Below are 15503 nucleotides of genomic sequence, written 5' to 3'. Positions count from 1 at the left end.
CCGCCCCGGCGGTGTCACGGCCGCCGCGCGCTGCCCAGGACATGCGCCGACACCGGTGTCGGCGCGCCCTTCTCCGGGACCCGCAGGCGCCGCAGGGACAGCTCGGTGAAGCCCGCCGCCCCGATCGCCGCCACGGTGTCGCGTGCGGTGTGGCAGCCGCCGAACAGGCGCGGCCACACGGTGCGGTCCAGCGACCGCTGGAGGAGGGCCGTCGCGGTGCCGTCGGCCCGGACGTGCTCGTAGAAGCACAGCCGGCCGCCCGGCCGCAGCACCCGGCGGATCTCGGCCAGGGCGCGGTCGGGATCCCGTACCGAGCACAGCACCAGCGACACCACGGCCGCGTCGAACGCCCCGCTGTCCAGCGGCAGCTCCTCCGCGACGCCGGGGACCACGCGGACGGGGACGGCGGCGCGCACCGCGGCGTCCCGCGCCGCCCGCCGCAGCAGCGGCTCCGGTTCCACCGCCACGACCTCGCGCACGGCGGCCGGGTAGCGGCCGAAGTTCAGGCCGCTGCCCGCCCCGACCTCGACCACCCGGCCGGACAGCCCGGTCAGCAGCTCGGCGCGGTGGGCGCCGATCCCGGCCCGCTCGTCCACCGCCGGGGCGAAGCGGGCGTAGCAGCGCGCGAAGACGGGGTGGTGCACGGCGTCGGTCGCGGACCTGGGGCGGGGGGCCATGGGCGTCCTCCGGGAGGGGCTCTCACCTCGGTGCGGTCTCCCATTCTCCCTCCGCGAGCCGGGTACCACCCTCCCAGGAGCCGCCCAGCCGGGGGGAGATCCAGCCCGCCGCCCGCCTGCGGAACACCGGGGGCTCCAGCGAGCCCGCCCCCTGCGGCAGCAACCCCGCCAGCGGGGCGCCCGCCGCCACCGGGAGGTCCGCCAGATTGCAGCGGGCCGCCAGATCCGGCTCGCGCGGCCAGCTGCCGACCACCACCCCGGCGCACTCCAGGCCCCTGGAGCGCAGCGCCTCGGCCGTCAGCGCCGTCGCGTTCAGGGTGCCCAGCCCGGCGGCGGCGACCACCAGCACCGGGGCGCCCAGCAGCCGGGCTGCGTCGGCGAGGGTCGATCCCCGTTCGTCGAAGCGGACCAGCAGCCCGCCCGCGCCCTCGACCAGCACCAGATCGTGCTCCTCCTCCAGAGCACGCGCCGTCTCCGCCACCGCCTCGGGACGCACCCGGGGCAGACCGGACCGGCGCGCCGCCGTCTCGGGGGCCAGCGGCTCGGGGTAGCGGGCCAGCTCCACGGCGGTCACGTCCGCCCCCGCCAGACGCCGCACCTCGGCCACGTCCCCCGGCTCGCCCTCGGCCACCCCGGTCTGCGCGGGTTTGAGCACGGCCACCGAGCGGCCCGCCGCCACCGCCGCGGCGGCCAGCACCGCCGTGGCCACGGTCTTGCCGACCTCCGTGCCCGTCCCGGTGACGACCAGCACCGACATCTTCGCGCCTCTCCTCGCTCCTTCGGGCACCGGGACATCCCCCGGCCCGCTTCCGCACCGCCTGTCCGTCCCGCCTGCCCGGCCCGTCCGCTCAGCCCGCGCGCGCCGCCGCGCACACCGCGGCCGCGATCCGCGCCACGTCCTCGTCGCCGGTGACGTAGGGAGGCATCGTGTACACCAGATCGCGGAACGGGCGCAGCCACACGCCGGCGCGCACCGCCGCCTCGGTGGCCGCCGCCATGTCCACCTCGTGATCGAGCTGGACAACCCCGATCGCCCCCAGCACACGCACGTCCCGCACCCCCGGCAGCGCGGCGGCCCCGGCGAGCCCGGCGCGCAGCCCGGTCTCGATCCGCTTCACCTCGCCCGCCCAGTCCTGGGCGAGCAGCAGGTCCAGGGAGGCCACCGCGATCGCCGCCGCCAGCGGGTTGCCCATGAACGTGGGTCCGTGGGCCAGCACCGGCACCTCGCCGCGCGAGATGCCCTCCGCCACCCGCGTGGTGCACAAGGTCGCGGCCATCGTCAGATAACCGCCGGTCAGCGCCTTGCCGACGCACATCACATCGGGGGCCACCCCCGCGTGGCCGGCCGCGAACAGGGAGCCGGTACGGCCGAAGCCGGTGGCGATCTCGTCGAACACCAGCAGCACGCCGTGCTCGTCGCACGCCTCGCGCAGCACCCGCAGATAGGCGGGGGAGTGGAAGCGCATCCCGCCCGCGCCCTGGACCACGGGCTCCACGATCACCGCGGCCAGCTCGTCGGCGTGGGAGGCGACCAGCTCCCGCAGGTGCGCCTCGTAGGCCGGGTCGGGGCCGTCGTCGAAGCCGCCCGGCGGAGCGTCCGCGAAGACCTGCTCGGGCAGCGTCCCGGACCACAGGTGGTGCATGCCGCCCTCGGGGTCGCACACCGACATCGGCTGCCAGGTGTCCCCGTGGTAGCCGCCACGCCAGGTCAGCAGCCGCCGCTTGCCCGGCCGCCCCAGCGAACGCCAGTACTGCAGGCACATCTTGGCGGCGACCTCGACCGACACCGAGCCGGAGTCGGCGAGGAAGACGTGCTCCAGCCCCTCCGGGGTGACGTCCACCAGCCGCCTGGCCAGCCGTACGGCGGGCTCGTGGGTGAGCCCGCCGAACATCACATGGCTCATCCGCTCCAGCTGGGCGCGCGCCGCGTCGTTGAGCACCGGGTGGTTGTAGCCGTGGATCGCCGACCACCACGACGACATCCCGTCGACCAGCTCCACACTGCCCCGGGCCGGCCGCGCCAGCCGCAGCCGGACCCCGGAGGCGGAGGAGACGATCAGCGGTTCGGAGCGGCCGGGCATCGGGCCGTAGGGGTGCCAGACGTGGCGGCGGTCGAGCTCGGCCAGCTCCTCGGGCGGGAGGCCGGGGGCGGGTGCGGGGGAGAGGGGGAGCGGGGCGTCGGCGTCAGGCATTGGGCGGCAGCTCCGTGCCCGCGCCCCGCCGCCGTACCGCCACCAGATCGGTGCGGGCCCGGCCGGAGGCCGCCGCGGCGTCCGCCTCCGGGGCCGGCTCGCCCGCGGTGCCTGCGGCGACGGTGGTGCCCACGCCGTCCGCGCCGCCACAGGGTCCGCAGCCCCCGCCGGCCTCCGCGCCGCCGTGTCCGCCGCAGCCTCCGCCCGGCGCGGCGAGCGCCTCCGCCCGGTGCTCGGGCAGCGTCCGCTCCCCGGCTCCCTCCACCTCGAAACCGGCGTCGGCGATCATCTCCAGGTCGGCCCTGCCCGCCTGGCCCTCGCTGGTGAGGTAGTCGCCCAGGAAGATGGAGTTGGCCAGATGCAGGGCCAGCGGCTGCATCGACCGCAGGTGCACCTCGCGCCCGCCCGCCAGGCGGACCTCCACATCGGGGCAGACGAAGCGGACCATCGCCAGGATGCGCAGGCAGCGCTGCGGCGTGAGGTTCCACTCCTTGGCCAGCGGAGTCCCCTCGAAGGGGATGAGGAAGTTCACCGGCACCGAGTCCGGGTCCAGTTCACGCAGCGAGAAGACCACGTCCACCAGGTCCTCGTCCGACTCGCCCATGCCCGCGATCAGCCCCGAGCAGGCCGACAGCCCGGCCGCCTGCGCCTGATGGACCGTCTCCACGCGGTCGGCGTAGGTGTGGGTGGTGGTGATCTCCCCGTAGGTGGCCTCGGAGGTGTTGAGGTTGTGGTTGTAGGCGTCCGCGCCCGCCTCGCGCAGCCGCTCGGCCTGGCCGCCGGAGAGCAGGCCCAGGCAGGCGCACACCTCCACGCCCTCGTTCTGCTCCTTGATGGCGGCGATGGTCTGCGAGACCCGGTCCACGTCCCGGTCGGTGGGGCCGCGCCCGCTGGCCACCAGGCACACCCGCTTGGCGCCCCCGGCCACGCCCGCGCCGGCCGCCGCCGCGGCCTCCTGAGGCTTCAGCCAGGTGTACTTGAGGATCTCGGCCTTCGAGCCCAGCCGCTGAGAGCAGTACGAGCAGTCCTCCGGGCACAGCCCGGACTTCAGGTTGACCAGGTAGTTGAGCTTCACCCGCCGGCCGAACCACTGGCGCCGCACCTTCCCGGCCGCGGCCACCACATCGAGGAGTTCGTCGTCGGAGGTGGCCAGTACGGCCAGCGCCTCGTCGCGCGTGGGCAGCTCGCGCCGCAGCCCCTTGTCCACCAGCGTCTTCAGCAGGTCCATGGCGTTGATCCTCGCCTACGGGCCCGCCCGCGGCCAAGGACGAACCCCCACAACCGGGCGGGCGGAAGGTGTGTGTATCGCCACACCCTGTGCGGGTCCGTCCACCACTACCTTTGGGCGGAACCGACAGAAGGCGAGGGACGGCCCGCCATGCCGCAGGAGCACCGCAGCACCCCGGACCCGTTCGACTGGATCGACGAGCACGCCGAACTGCGCCGCCGCGCGGGCCTGGTGCGCTCCCTGCGTCCCCGGCCCGCCGACTCGGACCTGCTCGACCTCGCGGGCAACGACTACCTGGGCCTGGCACGGCATCCGGAGGTCGTCGCGGCCGCCTCTGCCGCCGCCCGCCGCTGGGGCGCGGGCGCCACCGGCTCCCGCCTGGTCACCGGCACCACCGGGCTGCACGCCGAACTGGAGGCGGAACTCGCCGACTTCTGCGGCTTCGAGGCCGCCCTGGTGTTCTCCTCCGGCTACGCCGCCAACCTCGCCGCGGTCACCTCCCTGACCGGCCGCGGCACGCTGGTGGTCTCCGACGCCGCCAACCACGCCTCCCTGATCGACGGCTGCAGGCTGTCCCGGGCGGAGACCGCCGTCGTCCCGCACGCCGACCCCGGCGCCGTGGACAAGGCGCTCGACGGCTTCGCAGGCCGCGCCGTGGCCGTGACCGACACCGTCTTCTCCGTGGACGGCGACGCCGCGCCGCTGGCCTTTCTGGCCGCCGTCTGCCGCGGCCACGGCGCCGCGCTGCTGGCGGACGACGCGCACGGTCTGGGTGTCCTCGGCGACGGCGGCCGGGGCGCCCTGCACGCGGCGGGCCTGGCGGGGGACCCGGACGTGGTGGCCACCGTGACGTTGTCGAAGTCGCTCGGCAGCCAGGGTGGCGCCGTCCTCGGCCCGGCCCGGGTGATCGACCATCTGGTCAACACCGCCCGCACCTTCGTCTTCGACACCGGCCTGGCCCCGGCGGCCGCCGGGGCCGCGCTCGCCGCGCTGCGGCTGCTGCGGGCCGAGCCCGGCCGCGCCGCCCGCGTCCGCGAGGTCGCCACCGGGCTGTACGAGCGGCTGGCGGGCGCCGGTCTGGACGCCACCCGCCCGGACGCCGCCGTGGTGTCGGTGCGCGCCCCCTCCCCGGAGGCGGCCCTGCGCTGGGCCGCCGACTGCCGCGGTGCCTCCCTGGCCGCCGGCTGCTTCCGGCCCCCGTCGGTGCCCGACGGGATCTCCCGGCTGCGGCTGACCGCCCGCGCCGATCTGACGGAGGCCGAGCTGGACACGGCCGCGGCCACCATCGCGCGCACCGCGCCGCCCGCGGGGACGGGCGCCTGACCACCGGGCGCCCGCGCCCGCCCGGCCGCTCATCCGGGGTCCGGCGGCCGTTCCCTCGGCGGGCCCGCCGCACGGTCCCGCTTCCCGGCGACCCTGCGGCGCAGCCCGAAGGGCAGCAGCGCCCACACCGCCGCGCAGAACGCCAGCACGCACGCCGCCACCGCGATCCCCGCGGCCCTTCCCAGCACCACGTCCACCACGAGCAGCACGGACCCGGTCAGTGCCAGGGCGAGGACGACCAGCCCGGCTCCGGCCAGCCGTGAGGACACGTCGACGATCAGCCGCTTGGCCCCGCGCCGGAACAGCGCCCGGTGCAGTGCCGCGGGCGCGGTGAAGAGGATGGAGGCGGTCACCGCCAGCAGCAGCGTGGTGACGTAGGTGCCGCGCTGCACCGTGTCCAGGCCGGTGAAGCGCTGGGTGAAGGCGAGGGTGAGGAGGAAGGCGAAGAGGATCTGGACGCCCGTCTGGATGACCCTCAGCTCCTGCAGCAGCTCGACGAAGTTGCGGTCGGCGCGTTCCAGGGGTGTCTCGTGGCGGTCGGTCATGTGCTCCGGTGTTGCCGCCCGGGGGCGCGGCACTCGCCGCCGACCCGGTGGGGTTCCGGCCGGTGCGGACCCCGGGGCCCGCACCGGCCGGAACCTCAGTTCCCGGGCTCCGGCGGGAGCCCCACCAGGCCCGCGCGCCGCCGTCCGTCCAGTACGCGCAGCGCCCGCGCCAGGGTGTGCGCGTGGAGTTCGGTCTCACCGCGCTCGTACATCACCGTCAGCGCGTCCCGCAGTGCCGCCGCCCGGCCGGCCAGCGCCTGGGCGGCGCGCAGGGCCCCGTAGGTGTCGCGCCCGCGCGCGGGGTTGATCCTGCCCAGCAGGTCGACCACCTCCAGATAGCGGTCCACCAGCTCGCACTCGGCCCGGGTCAGGGCGGGCAGGGGCGGAGGCTCCGGGGGCATCCGGCCCGTCTGCCCGCTCACCTCGGCGCGCGCACGGCACGGGGCCGCTTGCGGCCGGCCGTCAGCCGGTCCACGAGCCCGTAGGCCACCGCGCCCCCGGCGTCGAGGAAGGTGTCCCGCTCGATGTCCCGCCGGACGCGCTCCAGCGGCTGCCCGGTGTGCTCGGCCAGCATCTCCTCCAGCCGCTTTCGGGTGCGCAGCAGCTCGGCGGCCTGGATCTCCAGATCCCGGGCCTGTCCCCGGACGGGTTCGGCCAGGGAGGGCTGATGGATCATGACGCGCGCCCCGGGCAGGGCCAGGCGCTTGCCGGGGGTGCCGGCCGCGAGCAGCACGGCCGCCGCGGAGGCGGCCTGTCCCAGGCAGACGGTCTCGATGTCGCAGGAGACGAACCGCATCGTGTCGTAGATCGCGGTCATCGCGGTGAAGGAGCCGCCGGGGGAGTTGATGTAGAGCGAGATGTCCCGCTCGGGCGCGGCGTGCTCGAGGTGGACGAGCTGTGCCATGACGTCGTTGGCGGATGTGTCGTCGATCGGGGTGCCGAGGAAGACGATGCGCTCGTGGAGCAGCTTGGAGTACGGGTCCAGCGTCCGTACGCCGCCGCTGGTGCGCTCGGTGAACTCGGGCAGCACATGGCGGGCGGCCGGCCGGCCGGAGCGGGCGGATGACGGGGCGGCGGATCGGTGCATGGCGGTGGGATCCCTCCGTGGGCTCGGTGAGACGCCCTGCGCATGGACAACGCACAAAATGTACAGGACGTACATCCGGTTATGCTGGGAGCATGGCCTACGAAATTCCGGTGACGCAAGCCCGTGCCGAACTCGCCGACCTGATCAACCGCGTGGTGTACGGCGGCGAACGGGTGGTGGTGACACGCCACGGGAAGCCGCTGGTGGCCCTGGTGACCGCCGCTGACCTGGAACGACTGGAAGGGCAGGATGCCTCTGAGCGGGACGCGGTGATCAGCACGGTCTCGGCTGTCGGCGAGGTGCCGTCCGCTCCGGGCGAACGGGGCCGCTTCGGTATCGCGGCGCACCATTCCGCCCCGCCCGCCGGTGACCGGGGCCCGGGCCGCCGGGGCGTGTGAGCGGGCGCGGCGCACGAGGACGAGAGAGGCGTGAGGGGGAAGGGAAGAGCACGGGGAGGGGCGCGCGACGAGCGGGACGCCGGCCGCCTGCAGGTCCACCGCGCCGTGCGGCCGCTCCCGGTGGCGCGGGTCCTACGGTGCGGGACTTACGGCGCGGCGTTCCCCGGAGCCGGGTCCGTGTCGTCGCCGCTCCTGCGGGCCTTCGCCTGCGCGGCCTTGGCGTCGGGCGCGTACAGGTCCACGTACTCCTGGCCGGACAGATTCATGATCGTGTACATGATCTCGTCGGTGACCGCACGCAGCACCGTCCGCTCGCCGTGCTGGTCGGCGAAGCGCGAGAAGTCCAGCGGCTCACCGAACCGGATGGTCACCCGCCCGATCTTCGGCAGCCGTCGGCCCGGCGGCTGGAGCTCGAAGGTGCCCACCATGGCGCACGGGACCACCGGCACACCGGCCCTGAGCGCCATGGACGCGACACCGACCCGCCCCCGGTACAGCCGCCCGTCGTGCGACCGGGTGCCCTCGGGGTAGATGCCGAGCAGTTCCCCCCGGCGCAGCACCCGCAGCCCCTCCTCGACCGCCGCCTGCCCGGCGCCGCGGCCCGAGCGGTCGACCGGGATCTGGCCGATGCTGCGGAAGAACGCGGCCGTCAGCCTGCCCTTCAGCCCCGGCCCCGTGAAGTACTCGGCCTTGGCGAGGAAGGTGATGCGCCGGTGCAGGATCGCGGGCATCAGGAAGTGGTCGGAGAAGGACAGGTGGTTTCCGGCGACGATCGCCGCGCCTTCGCCGGGGACGTTCTCCAGGCCCTCGATCCGGGGCCTGAACAGCAGCCGCAGCAGCGGGCCCAGCAGGACGTACTTGAGCACGTAGTAGAACACGGGGTGGCTCCCTACCGCACTGGACGAACCCGCGAGCTGCTTCCCCCGGCCGGGGAGCGGCCGGGGGGCCGCCGGAGAGCCGACCGGGGAGGATTCAGTGTATGTGCGGGCACCGCGGTGTGCGACCACCTCCGGCGCCCGTGCCCGTCGGCTTCCGCGGCGGCCGGATCCCGCCAACCCGCTCCCGGGGCCGCCCGGTTACGGCCCCGGGAGCGGGCGGGACGTCCTGCCCGGACGCCTCCGCCCGGACCTCAGTCCGTGCCCGACTCGATCGCCGCGTGGTCGAGCGCGTCGGAGTCCACCGGACTCTCCCCGCCCTCGTGGCTGCCCGCCGAGATGGCCTCGGCGCCGCCCGGGGGCAGCTCGCCGATGAGCCCGCCCCACGCCGCGAGCTGGCCGTGGGCTGCGTACTGCTCGAGCTTGCTCCGCGAGTCGGCGATGTCGAGGTTGCGCATGGTCAGCTGACCGATGCGGTCGTCCGGGACGAACGCCGGGTCGTGGCTGCGCTCCATGGACAGCTTCTCGGGGTGGTAGCTCAGGTGCGGACCCTGGGTGTCGAGGACGGAGTAGTCCTGGCCGCGGCGCAGCCGCACCGTGACGCTGCCGGTGACCGGGCGGCCGACCCAGCGCTGGAGGCTCTCGCGGAGCATGAGCGCCTGCGGGTCGAACCAGCGGCCCTCGTAGAGCAGCCGCCCGAGCCGGCGCCCCTCCACGTGGTACATGGCCACGGTGTCCTCGTTGTGGATGGCGTTCAGCAGCCGCTCGTAGGCCACGTGCAGCAGCGCCATGCCGGGCGCCTCGTAGACGCCGCGGCTCTTGGCCTCGATGATGCGGTTCTCGATCTGGTCGGACATCCCCAGGCCGTGCCGGCCGCCGATGAGGTTGGCCTCCCGCACCAGCTCGACCGCGCTCGCGAACGCGCGCCCGTTGACCCGCACGGGGCGCCCGTGCTCGAACTCCACGGTGACGTCCTCGGCCGGGATGTCGACCTCAAGGTCCCAGAAGGGGACTCCCATGATCGGGGTCACGATCTCCATCGAGGTGTCGAGGTACTCCAGGCGCTTGGCCTCGTGCGTGGCGCCCCAGATGTTCGCGTCGGTGGAGTACGCCTTCTCGGCGGAGTCGCGGTAGGGCAGGTCGCGCTGCGACAGCCAGGCGGACATCTCGTGCCGCCCGCCGAGCTCGGCCACGAACGCCCGGTCCAGCCAGGGCTTGTAGATCCGCAGACCGGGGTTGGCCAGCAGACCGTAGCGGTAGAACCGCTCGATGTCGTTGCCCTTGTAGGTGGACCCGTCCCCCCAGATGAAGACGTCGTCCTCGCGCATCGCCCGCACCAGCAGGGTGCCCACCACCGCACGGCCGAGCGGGGTGGTGTTGAAGTAGGTCTGCGCGCCCGAGCGGATGTGGAAGGCGCCGCACGCCAGGGCGGCCAGCCCCTCCTCGACCAGGGCGTCACGGCAGTCGACCAGCCGCGCCCGTTCGGCGCCGTACGCCAGGCCCCGCTCCGGCACGTCGGCCAGATCGGGCTCGTCGTACTGGCCGACGTCGGCCGTATAGGCATAGGGGACGGCGCCGCGCTCGCGCATCCACGCCACCGCGACAGAGGTGTCCAAACCGCCCGAGAACGCGATGCCGATGCGCTCACCGACTGGAAGTTTATTCAGTACCTTCGACATGTATGCATCCTAGACCCGTGTGCTCCGGAGCCCTCCCCCGCGCCCGGGGAGCGGTCCGGGCCCCGGGGCCGCGGGACGGCCCCGGGCCCCGACCGGGGGAGCGGTGTGCGCCGGCCGGGTGAAGGGCCGGGCGAGGGTCCTTGCCCGGCCTGTTCCGCCACGGTGGTCTTGGGCGCGCAATCGCGCCCAGCTCCCTGGAGGCCAGCATGTTCCCGCGCCCCCGCACCACCGCCGCCGCGGCCCTCGCCGCGGCGGCCGTCGCCGCGCTCCTCACCCCGGCGTCCGCCGCCCGCGCCGAGGCACCCGGGGCCGATCCGGCCCGAGGTGAGGTCTTCCTGACCGTCGCCGACGCCGAGGACACCTGGACGCGGGGCGTGATGCTGATCTGCCCGGACGACGGCGGCGGCCCCCACCCCCGCGCGGCCGAGGCGTGCGAGGCCATCGACCGGTCCGGGGGCGAACTGCGACAGCTCTCCGGCAGGCAGGGCGACTGCACCAACGAGCACCGGCCCGTGGTGGCCGAGGCCACGGGCATCTGGCGGGGGAGCCGGATCCACTGGCGGTCGGAGTTCCCCAACGCCTGCGCCATGCTCAGGCAGACCGGAGCGGTGTTCGACTTCTGATCCCGGCTCCGGATCCGCTTCCGAGTCCCCCGCATGCGTGTGAGTCCCGGCCCGGGCAGTCGTCCGGGCCGGGACTCACACGCATGCGGGGCGGGGGCGGGGTGCTTGCCCGGCGCGGCGGCTCACCGCTCCCGCGACGTCACCATGCCCAGGGTCACCAGCCCCAGGACCACCCACGCGAACCACAGCCAGCCGCTGCCGCCCAGCGCCACCGAGTAGGCGGTCACCAGTATCAGGGCGGCCACCGTGGTGACGGTCATGGCCTTCGCCGTCTCCGGCATCGCTCACACCTTCCTCCCGAGTCGGTCGGAGCGGGACCGCCGGTCGCCGTGGCCGTCGTACCGCCGCGGCGACCGGCCCCGCCCTGTCCGGCCCGGCCCGGTGCGCTACTGGCCGCGGGCCTGCAGCGACGCCAGGTAGGCGTTGTAGGCGGTCAGGTCCTGGTCGCCGTTGCGGTCAGCGGCCCGGTCGTCGCGCCGAGCCTGCCGTTGTTCGGAGAAGTACCACTGGAAGACGAGTGCAATCAGCACGATGACCGTGGGAATCTCGCTGAACGCCCAGGCGATGCCGCCCGCGGCGTTCTGGTCGGACAGCGCGGTGACCCCGAGCGAGGCGGGCGGGTTCGCGTACGTCTCGACCATCGGCTCGCCGGCCATCATCAGTGCGATGCCGAAGAAGGCGTGGAAGGGCATGCCCGCGAACAGCTCCAGCATCCGCATCACGTAGCCGGGGCGGTGGGGTCCCGGGTCCACGCCCATGATCGGCCAGAAGAAGACCAGCCCGACCGCCAGGAAGTGCACCATCATCCCGAGGTGCCCGGCCTTCGACTCCATCAGGAAGTCGAACAGCGGCGTGAAGTACAGCGCGTACAGGCTCGCGATGAACATCGGGATGGTGAACCCCGGGTGCGTGACCACCCGCATGTAGCGGCTGTGCAGCACCGCCACCAGGACCTCGCGCGGCCCCCTGCGGCCGCGCCCGGCGGCCGGGAGCGCGCGCAGCGCCAGTGTCACGGGGGCGCCCAGCAGCACCAGGATCGGGGAGAGCATGCTGATCACCATGTGCTGCACCATGTGCACGCTGAACAGCACCATGCCGTAGTCGTTGAGCTTGGTGCACATCACCAGCGCGACCGTCAGCACGCCCAGGGCGAAGGAGACCGTGCGGCCGGTCTGCCAGGTGTCACCGCGCTGCCGCAGCCGCGCGACGCCCCAGCCGTAGAGCGCCAGCGCCAGCAGGCAGCTCACCAGGAAGAACGGCTCGGGGGAGAGCTCCAGGCCGCGTCCGAGGGTGAACGGCGGCAGATCCGCCATCGTGCCGTGTCCGTCGTGGTCCATCCGCAGCTCTCCCGATTCGTGCCGATCCGCTCGGAACAGATTAGGACCGCCCCCGGCCGGAGCTCCGGCCGGGGGCGGTCTCGGGCGGATCCGGTACGCGGCTCGGCGGACGCCCGGACGGGGGCGTCAGGCGGGCTGGGTGGCCGCCGCGATCCGCTCGGCGCGCAGCGCCTCGTACCACCGGTCGTCCACCGGCGGCAGCGCGTTCACGTCCAGGGCCAGCTTGAGCAGCAGATCCGCGATCTGAGGGTTCCTGGCCAGCACCGGACCGTGCATGTAGGTGCCGAAGACGGTGTCGTTCCAGGCGCCCTCGGTGCCGTCCCCGGTCCCGTTGCCCCTGCCCAGCCGCACCCGGGCCAGCGGCCGCGCGGTCGGGCCCAGGTGGGTGATGCCCTGGTGGTTCTCGAACCCGGTCAGCTGCGGCAGGCCCAGCCGCTCGTCCATGTCGGCCAGCACGTCCCCGACGCACCGCTCGCCCTCGCCGCGGGTGCTGGTGACGTCCAGCAGCCCCAGGCCCGGCTCGCGCTGCCCGAGATCGTTGATGAACTCGTGCCCCAGGATCTGGTAGCCGGCGCACACCGAGAAGACGATGGCGCCGTTGTCCACGGCCCGGTTCAGCCCGCCGTCGCGGCGCAGCCGCTCGGCCGCCAGCCGCTGGGGCCGGTCCTCGCCGCCGCCGACCAGGTAGATGTCCCCGGAGGTGGGGATCGGCTGGTCGGAGCGGACGTCGATCCGCTGCACGCCCAGCCTGCGCTGCCGGGCCCGCCGCTCCACCACCAGTACGTTGCCCTGGTCGCCGTAGGTGCTCAGCAGGTCCGGGTAGACCCACACCACGCGCAGGCCGCTGTCACTCATGCTCGCTCGCATCCTCGCCGTGTTTCCGGCGTCTTCGACGTCTTTGCGTCTTCGGAAGCCCTCCGGGCTCCCGGCTCCGGCCGGGAGCCCGGAAGGCCCGGGATCAGTTGCCGACGATGCGGCGCAGATCCTGGAAGGCGGTGTAGTTGGCGATCGCCTCGATCCGGCCGGGCGGGCACTGCCGCACCGCCTCGGCGGCGTTCTCGCAGACCTGGAAGTCGATCCCCGCGACCTCCAGCCGGACCGCCAGGTCCAGCTTGCGGTCGCCGATCACGCAGATGGGGTGGCCGGCCAGCCGGGAGTAGTCCACGTCCCACAGCCAGGAGGTGTCGGTGCCGTCCGCGCCGCGCGCGTTGACCGACAGGATCACGGGCGCCGGGGGACCGTCGATCAGGGAGAAGGTCTCCAGCCAGCCGGCCGGGTTCTTCGCCAGCAGCAGCCGGATCTCGCGTCCCTGGAAGGACACCACGTCGTAGCGGCCGGCCACCGCGGTCACCGAGTACATCCGCTCCAGCGCCGTCTGGGGCGGCACCCCGAAGGCGGCGGCGACGGCCGCGGAGGTGGTGGCGTTGGCCTTGTTGGCACGGCCGGGGAGCTGGAGGCGGATCGGCCAGGCCGACCCGTGCGGGTCCAGCACGTGGTCGCCCGACAGGGCCCAGCTCGGGGTGGGGCGGCGGAAGCCGCACTCGCCGCAGAACCAGTCGTCCCCGGGGCGCTGCATCACGCCGCCGCAGGCCGGGCAGGACCAGGCGTCGTCCTTCCACTCCTGGCCCGCGGCCACCCACACCACGTTGGGGGAGGAGGAGGCGGCCCACACCACCAGCGGATCGTCGGCGTTCGCCACGATCACGGCCTTGGAGCCGGACAGCCCCTCGCGCCAGTGCTCGGCGAGCATCCGGGTCTCGGCGGCGCGGTCGAGCTGGTCGCGGGAGAGGTTCAGCAGGGCGATCGCCTTGGGCGTCACGTCGCGGGCGACCGCGGCGAGGTACTTCTCGTCCACCTCGATGACGCCGTAGCGCGCGTCGCCGCTCCCGGCGAGCGCCGCGGTGATGCCCGCGGGCATGTTGGCGCCCAGCGCGTTGGAGACGACCGGGCCGGCGGCCCGCAGCGCCTCGGCGATCAGCCGGGTCGTCGTGGTCTTGCCGTTGGTCGCCGACACCAGGACGACGTCCAGGTTCTGGGCGAGCTTGGCCAGCAGGTCGGGGTCGAGCCTGAGGGCCACCTTTCCGCCGATCACCGACCCGCTGCCACGGCCCGCGGCCCGTGACACCGCCGCGGCCGCCTTGCCCGCCGTCACGGCCAGTTTGGCCCGCGGCGGCAGCGGCTCCGTGTTGCCTGACATCGTCCTTGTCCCTCCTTGCCCCTGGGTCGGGGATCAGCCTACCGAGGTCCGCTCCCGGCCCCGAACCGCGCCACCCCACAGATGATCAACACGGCGTAGGGTGACACACATGCACCGCGGCACCATTCCCGGAAGTTCCGGCTCTGTCCATCCCCTGCGACCGCCGGCCGATCCGGCCCTGCGCGTGCGGTGCGCCGAGGTGGTCTCCTTCGACGCGGAGCTGTCCCGCCTGGTGGAGGACCTGTTCGCGTCGATGTACGCCGCGCACGGTGTGGGGCTGGCGGCCAACCAGATCGGTGCCCCCGTGCGGGCGTTCGTCTACGACTGCCCCGACGACGAGGACCGCCGCCACCTGGGTCACGTGATCAACCCGCGTCTGGTGGAGACCGGCGGCGTCATCGTACGCGGTCCGGAGAGCTGTCTGTCCCTGCCCGGCGCGGAGGCCGCCGTGGAGCGCCACGACCGGGCCGTGGTGGAGGGGCGGGACAGGACGGGGGCGCCGGTGCGGATCGAGGGCACCGGCTTCTTCGCCCGGTGCCTGCAGCACGAGTGCGACCACCTCGACGGCGGCGTCTACACCGACCGCCTCACGGGGCTGCGCCGCCGCCGGGCACTGCGCGCGGTACGCCGGGCCTCAAGGGCCTGGAACCCTTGACGGAAGCGCCCGGCGGCGTTCACAGACCCGGGCCGCCGGCCAGGTCCTGTGCCGTGGCCAGGCCTCCCCACAGCAGATCGGCCAGGTGCCGGACCAGCCGCTCCCGGGGACAGGGCCGCTCGCCCAGCCACCAGTCGCCCGCCGCGTGCATCATGCCGACGATCCCGTGCCCCCACACCCGGGCCCGCTCCTCGCGGTCGGCGCCGAGGTCGACGCGTTCGGCGATCACCGTGGCCAGCTCCTCGCCGAGCCTGCGCAGCAGCGGGGCCGAGTGCTGGCCGACGTCGAAGCCGCGCTCGCCCCCGGACTCCTCGGCCGGGTGCATCAGGAAGCGGTAGACCTGGGGCCTGGCCTCGATGGCGGCCAGGTAGGTGTCGAGCGCGGCCTCCACGCGCTCGCGCCGGTCGGTGGGCGCGTCCAGGGCGGCCCGCAGCGCGTCCACCAGGGCGTCGGTATGCCGCACCGCCAGAGCGCGGTAGAGCCCGCCCTTGTCGCCGAAGTGCCGGTAGAGGATGGGTTTGGTGATGCCGGCCTCGGCGGCGATGGCGTTCATCGAGGCGCCCGGGCCGTCGCGCAGCACCACGCGCTCGGCGGCCTCCAGGAGCTCCCGGCGGCGGCGCTCGGTGGCGCTGCGCTGGTCCTCCCGCTGTGTGGTCTCCATGTTCCTCGGCCTCCCCGACCCTGCTG

General features: G+C 74.3%; 18 protein-coding genes. 4 read left to right on the top strand and 14 right to left on the bottom strand.

Annotation, left to right across the window (positions count from 1 at the left end):
- Positions 1-14: 14 nt before the first annotated feature.
- The 4 genes from ACW69E_RS23705 to bioB all read right to left on the bottom strand — a co-directional run bounded on the left by ACW69E_RS23705 (position 15) and on the right by bioB (position 4097).
- A complete protein-coding gene (locus ACW69E_RS23705; RefSeq protein WP_457500311.1) occupies positions 15-677 on the bottom strand; it encodes a class I SAM-dependent methyltransferase in 663 nt (220 codons plus the stop codon).
- A 22-nt stretch (positions 678-699) separates the two neighbouring features.
- Entirely contained in the window at positions 700-1434 is a 735-nt protein-coding gene (gene bioD / locus ACW69E_RS23700) for a dethiobiotin synthase (RefSeq protein WP_457500310.1), read from the bottom strand.
- 91 nt (positions 1435-1525) lie between these two features.
- A complete protein-coding gene (locus tag ACW69E_RS23695) occupies positions 1526-2869 on the bottom strand; it encodes an adenosylmethionine--8-amino-7-oxononanoate transaminase (RefSeq protein WP_457500309.1) in 1344 nt (447 codons plus the stop codon).
- The gene (bioB, locus tag ACW69E_RS23690) at positions 2862-4097 is read right to left on the bottom strand and encodes a biotin synthase BioB (protein WP_457500308.1); all 1236 of its coding nucleotides are present in this window, start codon (positions 4095-4097) and stop codon (positions 2862-2864) included. The genes ACW69E_RS23695 and bioB overlap by 8 nt, the downstream gene beginning before the upstream one ends.
- 150 nt (positions 4098-4247) lie before the next feature.
- On the opposite strand from bioB, the gene ACW69E_RS23685 reads away from it, so the two are divergent.
- A complete protein-coding gene (locus tag ACW69E_RS23685) occupies positions 4248-5420 on the top strand; it encodes an 8-amino-7-oxononanoate synthase (protein ID WP_457500307.1) in 1173 nt (390 codons plus the stop codon).
- A 29-nt stretch (positions 5421-5449) separates the two neighbouring features.
- Here the strand turns inward: ACW69E_RS23685 and ACW69E_RS23680 are convergent, their stop codons facing one another.
- From ACW69E_RS23680 to ACW69E_RS23670, 3 genes are all read right to left on the bottom strand, one after another.
- Complete coding sequence (locus ACW69E_RS23680) at positions 5450-5965, bottom strand: DUF6328 family protein (RefSeq protein ID WP_457500306.1); 516 nt, start codon at positions 5963-5965, stop codon at positions 5450-5452.
- A gap of 95 nt (positions 5966-6060) precedes the next feature.
- Entirely contained in the window at positions 6061-6366 is a 306-nt protein-coding gene (locus ACW69E_RS23675; protein WP_457500305.1) for a hypothetical protein, read from the bottom strand.
- Between the two features lie 17 nt (positions 6367-6383).
- A complete protein-coding gene (locus ACW69E_RS23670) occupies positions 6384-7052 on the bottom strand; it encodes an ATP-dependent Clp protease proteolytic subunit (RefSeq protein WP_457500304.1) in 669 nt (222 codons plus the stop codon).
- 92 nt (positions 7053-7144) lie between these two features.
- Between ACW69E_RS23670 and ACW69E_RS23665 the strand changes: the two genes are divergently transcribed.
- A complete protein-coding gene (locus tag ACW69E_RS23665; protein ID WP_457500303.1) occupies positions 7145-7450 on the top strand; it encodes a type II toxin-antitoxin system Phd/YefM family antitoxin in 306 nt (101 codons plus the stop codon).
- A 146-nt stretch (positions 7451-7596) separates the two neighbouring features.
- On the opposite strand, the gene ACW69E_RS23660 is transcribed toward ACW69E_RS23665, so the two are convergent.
- Both ACW69E_RS23660 and argG read right to left on the bottom strand, forming a co-directional pair.
- The gene (locus tag ACW69E_RS23660; RefSeq protein WP_457500302.1) at positions 7597-8328 is read right to left on the bottom strand and encodes a lysophospholipid acyltransferase family protein; all 732 of its coding nucleotides are present in this window, start codon (positions 8326-8328) and stop codon (positions 7597-7599) included.
- Between the two features lie 251 nt (positions 8329-8579).
- Complete coding sequence (argG, locus tag ACW69E_RS23655; RefSeq protein WP_457500301.1) at positions 8580-10004, bottom strand: argininosuccinate synthase; 1425 nt, start codon at positions 10002-10004, stop codon at positions 8580-8582.
- Positions 10005-10210: 206 nt separating this feature from the next.
- Between argG and ACW69E_RS23650 the strand changes: the two genes are divergently transcribed.
- Entirely contained in the window at positions 10211-10627 is a 417-nt protein-coding gene (locus ACW69E_RS23650; protein WP_457500300.1) for an SSI family serine proteinase inhibitor, read from the top strand.
- A gap of 122 nt (positions 10628-10749) precedes the next feature.
- Here the strand turns inward: ACW69E_RS23650 and ACW69E_RS23645 are convergent, their stop codons facing one another.
- From ACW69E_RS23645 to ACW69E_RS23630, 4 genes are all read right to left on the bottom strand, one after another.
- Positions 10750-10908 carry a hypothetical protein gene (locus ACW69E_RS23645; RefSeq protein ID WP_457500299.1) on the bottom strand — a complete coding sequence of 53 codons (159 nt, stop codon included), beginning with the start codon at positions 10906-10908 and terminating at the stop codon, positions 10750-10752.
- Between the two features lie 105 nt (positions 10909-11013).
- Positions 11014-11964: a cytochrome c oxidase assembly protein gene (locus ACW69E_RS23640; RefSeq protein WP_457500298.1), complete on the bottom strand. Its 951-nt coding sequence runs from the start codon at positions 11962-11964 to the stop codon at positions 11014-11016.
- 126 nt (positions 11965-12090) lie between these two features.
- Complete coding sequence (locus ACW69E_RS23635) at positions 12091-12819, bottom strand: type 1 glutamine amidotransferase (protein WP_457500297.1); 729 nt, start codon at positions 12817-12819, stop codon at positions 12091-12093.
- Between the two features lie 103 nt (positions 12820-12922).
- Positions 12923-14161, bottom strand: coding sequence for a MurT ligase domain-containing protein (locus tag ACW69E_RS23630; protein ID WP_457500296.1), 1239 nt, complete (start codon positions 14159-14161; stop codon positions 12923-12925).
- A gap of 109 nt (positions 14162-14270) precedes the next feature.
- Here ACW69E_RS23630 and def point away from each other — a divergent pair, with 109 nt between their 5' ends.
- The gene (def, locus tag ACW69E_RS23625; protein WP_457500295.1) at positions 14271-14816 is read left to right on the top strand and encodes a peptide deformylase; all 546 of its coding nucleotides are present in this window, start codon (positions 14271-14273) and stop codon (positions 14814-14816) included.
- A gap of 19 nt (positions 14817-14835) precedes the next feature.
- Here def and ACW69E_RS23620 read toward each other — a convergent pair whose 3' ends face one another.
- Positions 14836-15477 carry a TetR family transcriptional regulator gene (locus ACW69E_RS23620; protein WP_457500294.1) on the bottom strand — a complete coding sequence of 214 codons (642 nt, stop codon included), beginning with the start codon at positions 15475-15477 and terminating at the stop codon, positions 14836-14838.
- Between the last annotated feature and the right edge of the window lie 26 nt (positions 15478-15503).

The organism is Streptomyces sp. SS8, assembly GCF_054072955.1.
This window is presented reverse-complemented; position numbering and strand designations above follow the sequence as displayed.

What these genes read in the sequence shown, in the direction of transcription:
- ACW69E_RS23695 (WP_457500309.1), bottom strand. Translation starts at nt 2,869, where the DNA reads ATGCCTGACGCCGACGCCCCGCTCCCCCTCTCCCCCGCACCCGCCCCC.
- ACW69E_RS23630 (WP_457500296.1), bottom strand. Translation starts at nt 14,161, where the DNA reads ATGTCAGGCAACACGGAGCCGCTGCCGCCGCGGGCCAAACTGGCCGTG.
- ACW69E_RS23670 (WP_457500304.1), bottom strand. Translation starts at nt 7,052, where the DNA reads ATGCACCGATCCGCCGCCCCGTCATCCGCCCGCTCCGGCCGGCCGGCC.
- ACW69E_RS23635 (WP_457500297.1), bottom strand. Translation starts at nt 12,819, where the DNA reads ATGAGTGACAGCGGCCTGCGCGTGGTGTGGGTCTACCCGGACCTGCTG.
- def (WP_457500295.1), top strand. Translation starts at nt 14,271, where the DNA reads ATGCACCGCGGCACCATTCCCGGAAGTTCCGGCTCTGTCCATCCCCTG.
- argG (WP_457500301.1), bottom strand. Translation starts at nt 10,004, where the DNA reads ATGTCGAAGGTACTGAATAAACTTCCAGTCGGTGAGCGCATCGGCATC.
- ACW69E_RS23650 (WP_457500300.1), top strand. Translation starts at nt 10,211, where the DNA reads ATGTTCCCGCGCCCCCGCACCACCGCCGCCGCGGCCCTCGCCGCGGCG.
- ACW69E_RS23640 (WP_457500298.1), bottom strand. Translation starts at nt 11,964, where the DNA reads ATGGACCACGACGGACACGGCACGATGGCGGATCTGCCGCCGTTCACC.
- ACW69E_RS23680 (WP_457500306.1), bottom strand. Translation starts at nt 5,965, where the DNA reads ATGACCGACCGCCACGAGACACCCCTGGAACGCGCCGACCGCAACTTC.
- ACW69E_RS23705 (WP_457500311.1), bottom strand. Translation starts at nt 677, where the DNA reads ATGGCCCCCCGCCCCAGGTCCGCGACCGACGCCGTGCACCACCCCGTC.
- ACW69E_RS23675 (WP_457500305.1), bottom strand. Translation starts at nt 6,366, where the DNA reads ATGCCCCCGGAGCCTCCGCCCCTGCCCGCCCTGACCCGGGCCGAGTGC.
- ACW69E_RS23665 (WP_457500303.1), top strand. Translation starts at nt 7,145, where the DNA reads ATGGCCTACGAAATTCCGGTGACGCAAGCCCGTGCCGAACTCGCCGAC.
- bioD (WP_457500310.1), bottom strand. Translation starts at nt 1,434, where the DNA reads ATGTCGGTGCTGGTCGTCACCGGGACGGGCACGGAGGTCGGCAAGACC.
- bioB (WP_457500308.1), bottom strand. Translation starts at nt 4,097, where the DNA reads ATGGACCTGCTGAAGACGCTGGTGGACAAGGGGCTGCGGCGCGAGCTG.
- ACW69E_RS23620 (WP_457500294.1), bottom strand. Translation starts at nt 15,477, where the DNA reads ATGGAGACCACACAGCGGGAGGACCAGCGCAGCGCCACCGAGCGCCGC.
- ACW69E_RS23685 (WP_457500307.1), top strand. Translation starts at nt 4,248, where the DNA reads ATGCCGCAGGAGCACCGCAGCACCCCGGACCCGTTCGACTGGATCGAC.
- ACW69E_RS23645 (WP_457500299.1), bottom strand. Translation starts at nt 10,908, where the DNA reads ATGCCGGAGACGGCGAAGGCCATGACCGTCACCACGGTGGCCGCCCTG.